Source organism: Acidithiobacillus sp. TH-A35 (assembly GCF_057473505.1).
This window is the reverse complement of sequence record NZ_JBYCKR010000101.1, coordinates 1-5,329: the sequence shown is the minus strand read 5'-3', so window position 1 is coordinate 5,329 and position 5,329 is coordinate 1. Positions and strand designations below refer to the sequence as shown.

6 protein-coding genes are annotated in these 5,329 nt (G+C 57.0%); 2 read left to right on the top strand and 4 right to left on the bottom strand.

Annotated elements, in window-relative coordinates:
- Positions 1-203: 203 nt before the first annotated feature.
- Both AC2VNK_RS03760 and AC2VNK_RS03755 read right to left on the bottom strand, forming a co-directional pair.
- The gene (locus tag AC2VNK_RS03760) at positions 204-305 is read right to left on the bottom strand and encodes a hypothetical protein (RefSeq protein ID WP_486882845.1); all 102 of its coding nucleotides are present in this window, start codon (positions 303-305) and stop codon (positions 204-206) included.
- Between the two features lie 86 nt (positions 306-391).
- Positions 392-808: a GNAT family N-acetyltransferase gene (locus AC2VNK_RS03755; RefSeq protein WP_486882843.1), complete on the bottom strand. Its 417-nt coding sequence runs from the start codon at positions 806-808 to the stop codon at positions 392-394.
- 197 nt (positions 809-1,005) lie between these two features.
- Between AC2VNK_RS03755 and AC2VNK_RS03750 the strand changes: the two genes are divergently transcribed.
- Positions 1,006-1,734, top strand: a complete 729-nt coding sequence (locus AC2VNK_RS03750; protein WP_486882841.1) for a M15 family metallopeptidase — start codon at positions 1,006-1,008, stop codon at positions 1,732-1,734.
- Here the strand turns inward: AC2VNK_RS03750 and AC2VNK_RS03745 are convergent.
- Positions 1,727-3,250, bottom strand: coding sequence for a SulP family inorganic anion transporter (locus tag AC2VNK_RS03745; protein WP_486882840.1), 1,524 nt, complete (start codon positions 3,248-3,250; stop codon positions 1,727-1,729). The two genes, AC2VNK_RS03750 and AC2VNK_RS03745, sit on opposite strands and share 8 nt — an antisense overlap.
- 334 nt (positions 3,251-3,584) lie before the next feature.
- On the opposite strand from AC2VNK_RS03745, the gene AC2VNK_RS03740 reads away from it, so the two are divergent.
- Positions 3,585-4,388 (top strand): DNA-formamidopyrimidine glycosylase family protein, encoded by an 804-nt coding sequence (locus AC2VNK_RS03740; protein WP_486882839.1) that lies wholly within the window; start codon positions 3,585-3,587, stop codon positions 4,386-4,388.
- A 12-nt stretch (positions 4,389-4,400) separates the two neighbouring features.
- Here AC2VNK_RS03740 and AC2VNK_RS03735 read toward each other — a convergent pair whose 3' ends face one another.
- Positions 4,401-5,090 (bottom strand): rhodanese-like domain-containing protein, encoded by a 690-nt coding sequence (locus AC2VNK_RS03735; RefSeq protein WP_486882838.1) that lies wholly within the window; start codon positions 5,088-5,090, stop codon positions 4,401-4,403.
- Between the last annotated feature and the right edge of the window lie 239 nt (positions 5,091-5,329).

The window sequence follows — 5,329 nt, the reverse complement described above, 5'->3', positions numbered from 1 at the left end:
ACAGAAGTTTTAGAAAATAGGCGCTGAAACCCCTATGAATGCTGGGGCGGCGTTACGAAATTGACGATTTTTGCCGATGAACTGTCGAACTCGGGAGGGCTACACCGGGCGCATCTGTCAGGCTTGTTGTGAAAAAGCCGTAGAAGATGCAGTGCGCCCCGCAACGTTCAAGTTGGGCCTTGCGATGAGGAACCGCAAGTTGCTCATGAGTGAACGGGAGACGCGGAGAGCTTTACACCGAGAGCATGGAGTAGCTTGAGCATTGTGTCGTAGCGTGGCTTGGCGCCAGGCGTAAGCGCCTTAATGCAACCTCGACCGAAGGGTTAGCGATCGGGCATTGATCGTGGCGTCAAAACGAAACTATTGAGGTCAGTTCCGAACGAATGCCGAGTTAGCTGCTGATACTTTGCTCACGATCAAGTACCCAGCACCTTTGATTGTTTGTAAATCCAATATGCTCGTAATACGAGTTGGCAGTGGGAGCTGCAACCAGAATTAATTTGCATTTCGGCCCCAATTTCCCTTGAGTGATGACTTGCAGTTTCTTCCCGATACCAGTTTTTTGATATTTCCTATGAACTGCTAGATCAGAAAGGTAGCAGGCATAATGAAAATCTGTCATTGAACGTGCAATGCCTACCAGTTCTTCACCATGCCAGGCAGTAACCATCAGATTGCTATTTTTGACCATACCTTCCATGCATTCACGATCTTCAATTGGCCTGCGTTCGCCAAGTGTCGATTCCCGCAGTAACTCAATGAATTGATCCGTTGATACTGGAGCGTTGATTTTATATTCGATGCTCATCTTCATCTTTTGCAGCTAACGTAAATTGTACAGCACCATAGTGCTGTGTAACATGGATAAATGTAGGCTAACATGAGGGAGCATATATGGCTACTACTAACCGCCTAATGCGGACAGGCCCTATTCGTAACGCCCCCATTTGACTTGCTCCCCAGGCAAATGATTATCTGTTTCTTCAACGCGACCGGGATAAGGCGATGCGCACTGATTATCTGAACATACCCATCCGGGACTGCGGTGAGCCGCTGCAGGAGATTCCTGAAAGCGCCTTCCCACGGGTGACCCCGCATCCTTACCTCGCAGTGGGGGCGCCTTCTACCGGGTCGCCCTGGCGGCTGCGCTCCGGGGCGCTTTCTGCCTTATATCGGGCGCAATCCTTGTTGTCGGGCCGACGCTTGGGATGGCGCATTGCGCTGTTCGACGCCTATCGCCCCCTGGCGGTTCAGCACTTCATGGTCTGGGATGCCTTCCGGCGCGAGGCGCAGGCGGTGGGCTGTCTCACCCGGCTCGCGTCCTGCGCCGGGCCGGATGCGCTGGAGCGCCTGAATCCCGAAATCTATGCCCTGCTCGCCCCCAAAGTGTACCGCTTTTGGGGGATTCCCGACCCGGATCCCTGCTGTCCGCCACCCCACAGCACGGGTGCCGCCATAGACTGTAAACTGGTGGATGGAGAAGGTCGGGATGTACCCATGGGCGGTCCTGTCGATGACTTTACCGACCGCGCCATCCCGGATTTTTTCGCGTCTGCCCTGCCCGGAACGCCGGAGTATCTCCATCATCAGAATCGTGAGCTACTGGTCTCGGTCATGACCCAGGCGGGGTTTGCGCAGCATGTTGGAGAATGGTGGCACTTCTCCATCGGAGATCAGATGTGGGCGCATGCGGTGGGCGCAGAGCACGCGCTTTATGGACGAATCCTCAGCTAATCTTATCATCCGCCACATGATAACGCGGGTCTTCTGCCACGTTAAAGACGACCAGATCCTTTGCCTTCTCCAGCAAATCCCGGCAGTCACCGCTCAAATGGCGCAGATACAGCTTCTTGCCCCGCTTCTCGTAGCGCTCGGCCAGCGCATCAATAGCCTCGATGGCGGAATGATCGACAATCCGTGCCCCGCCGAAGTCGATGATGACCACGTCCGGATCTTCCGCCGGGGTAAAGAGATTACGGAAGGCGCTCACCGAGGCAAAAAACAGCGTTCCTTGCAGGGTGTAAATATTATGCCCCTCCGTATTGATGCTGGTTTTGACTTCAATCTGCTTGGCGTGCTGCCAGGCAAAGGCCAGCGCCGCGATGATGACTCCCGCCACTACCGCCAGGGTAATATTGACCAGCACCGTAATGGCGGCGACCAGAATGCCGATGACTATGTCGGTGCGCGGCACCCTGCCGAAAAAGCGCAGACTGCTCCATTCAAAGGTCTTTTCCACCACCACGAACATCACGCCGACCAGTGCGGCAATGGGCACCTGCTGAATCCAGTGTGAGGCCAGCACAATAAAGGACAGCAAAAAGAGGGCCGTGGTAATGCCCGAAAGGCGCTTGATGGCGCCGTTACCGACGTTGATGATGCTCTCCCCCAGCATGGCGCAGCCGCCCATGGCGCCAAAAAAGCCGCTGACCACATTGGCAAGACCCTGCGCCATGGACTCCTGATTCGGCTTGCCGCGGGTGTCGGTCATCTCGTCGATCAGGTTCAGGGTCAGCAGGGTTTCCACCAAACCGTTGGCGGCCATAACCAGGGCGTAGGGGAAGATGACGACCAGCGTGTGCCAGTTCAGTGGCACTTCCGGCAGATGAAAGCTGGGCAGGCCGCCGGCCAGCGATGCCACATCGCCGACGGTCACCGTAGGAATCTTGAAGACGACCACGAGGAGGGTGGTCAGTAGCGCACCTGCGAGCGTTGCCGGGATCGCCTTGGTGATGCGCGGCGTCAGATAAATAGCCACCATGGTCAGGGCGACCAGCCCTATCATGATATAAAGCGGCGTGCCATGCATCCAGACCATGGCGCCTTGGGCATCCTTGATCTTGAAATGCTCCAGTTGCGCCATGAAGATCACGATAGCGAGGCCGTTGATGAAACCGAGCATGACCGGGTGTGGAATCAGTCGCACGAATTTACTCAGCCGCGCCGCCGCGAAGAAAAGTTGCAGCAGGCCCATCAGGATGACGGCAGCAAACAGGTACTCTGCCCCGTGGGAGACCACCAGCGCCACCATCACCACCGCCGTAGCACCGCTGGCGCCGGACACCATACCTGGTCGCCCACCCCACAGCGAGGTGATAAACACCAGGATAACCGCCGCGTACAAGCCGGTTAACGGCGAGACATGGGCGACAAAGGCGAAGGCGATGGCTTCCGGCACCAGAGCCAGCGCCACGGTAATGCCGCTGAGGATATTGATCTTGTTTTCTTCAAATCGGGACAGGCTTTGCATCGGACTGCTCCACTTGAGGCAAATGCGTCTCCATGCCGGGTTGAGCGCTTAGGCCCGCAGTGCGGCAGGAAGCAGCAGTAGAGTTCGAAAATGAGAAGGGCGAGAGCTTCGCCAGAGTGCGGTTAGCAGTGACCACAATAAAGGATGGGGTTGAAACTCACATCGGAGGATGGCACCTGATTCATTGGCTTAATGGCTAAATACCGTACCAGAAGCCTGATTTATAATCAAACTGGTTTGCCTCCCAGCCTCTGCCGCCATTGGCGCGCCAGCGCCCACAGGTTAGACTAGGGCGCTTATCACGGGTCTTAAACCCATTGTTCCGGAGAAAAACATGGCCGAGTTGCCAGAAATAGAACTGCTCAGACAAAAGCTGCGGCGCAATATCCTGCACAAGCGGGTCGGTATCATGCAGATGCAGAATGCCAAAGGCGAGCCGCTGACAGATGGCGCCGGGATGAAAGACGCCGCACTCCAAGGCAAAGCCATCACTGACCTGCATCGCTACGGTCAATACCTTTTCCTGGAGTTGGATCGCAAAGACATCCTCGCCCTGCAGTTGGGCGGCGAGCTGAGCGGCGAACTCGAACGTGGCCCTGCTCATGCGGAAGGCGGGGAAGAGCCTCGTGCGGCATTGGAGATTCAGATCAACGGTCAGCAGCGCCTGCGTTTTCAGGGCACTCAGTTGGGTAACCGCCTGCGCATGCTGGATGAAAACAGCGATGTGGACTTCCTGACCAAGCTCGGCCCCGATCCGCTGATGGTGCATGGGGAGGGGCTTGGTGTATTGCGCGAAGCCCTGAGCCGTCGCCGCAGCGCCCTGCGTAACATCTTGCTGGACGATACCTTCGCACCGGGTATCGGCGGCATCTGGGCGGATGAAATCCTTTTTCAGGCCCGTCTGCGGCCGGATCGCACCGCGACCAGTCTCAGCGAAGAAGAGCGCGAGCGTTTCCTGGAGCAAATCCCCAAGGTGCTGGATCGTGCCGTGCGTTGCCAGGCGAAGACCAACCTGCTGCCCAAGACCTTCCTCACCCGCCATCGGGAAGACGGGCACTGTCCGAGCTGCGGCGGCGCGCTGGAGACCCTTTCGGTGGGGGGTAAAAACGCGCTGCTCTGCCCGGCCTGCCAGTCTTAATCAAGGCCGCACCTACTTATGCTTCCAAGGTAAGCCGCTGGCCTTCCAGCCTTCTACCTTGCCGCGCTGACCGTGGGTGTCGTGTTTGCCCTCAAGGCCACCAAGGATGTTGTAGCAATGGCCATAACCCAGGTCGGCCAGATGTTCAGCAGCCGCCAGAGAGCGGCCACCCGTCCGGCACAGCAGCAGCAGTAAATCGTCGGGTTGGGCCTTCTTCCGCAGTTCTGCGTCAAAGTCGACGTTGGGAGTCATACCCGGATACTGTTGCCACGGCACATGGCAGCAGCCCTCTACGAAGCCCGAGAAATCCAGTTCCGGCTGGGAGCGCACGTCAATCAGGATGGCCTTGGGATGGTCGCGCAACACCGCATGCGCTTCCTCTGGCGTCATATCTCCGGCGTGGCGTTTGCCGGCAGCCTTGGCCCGCTCCTGCGCCTTCTGCAAAATCGCTTCGGTATTCATAGCGTTCACCTCGTCCTGTAAATCGGTTTGGATGCCAGAAGGATTAAACAGCATCTGCGCATATACTGTGCATATCCCCGCTCTTCGGCAAGCCCGCCGCCAGAAAATATTTAGACTGGTCTTGTCGCGGGCGACCAAGTCTTCGTAACGATAGCACTTGAAGCGCTCGCTTTCCTGCCGCGCATGGCGGTTCTCGGGATGGTAGCAGGTGATGAAATCGCGCAGATCGGTGAGTTTCATCTGTGGGCATTGTCTTGACAATCGCCAGCGAATTGACGATTGTCCGACCAAATATCCAGACAGATAACCCGAGCCACGGTCATGAGTCGGCTCCTTATCAACTCTTGGCAGTTTGCAGGCGGGTAATGAAAACTAAAGTTGCGCTGGCGGCAGTACTCGCTCTGCTGACCTGGTTCGCGCTGATCCTGCCTGATCGCCCTGGATCGTTTCAAACCCGCACCGGTTGCCGACTTTACGGA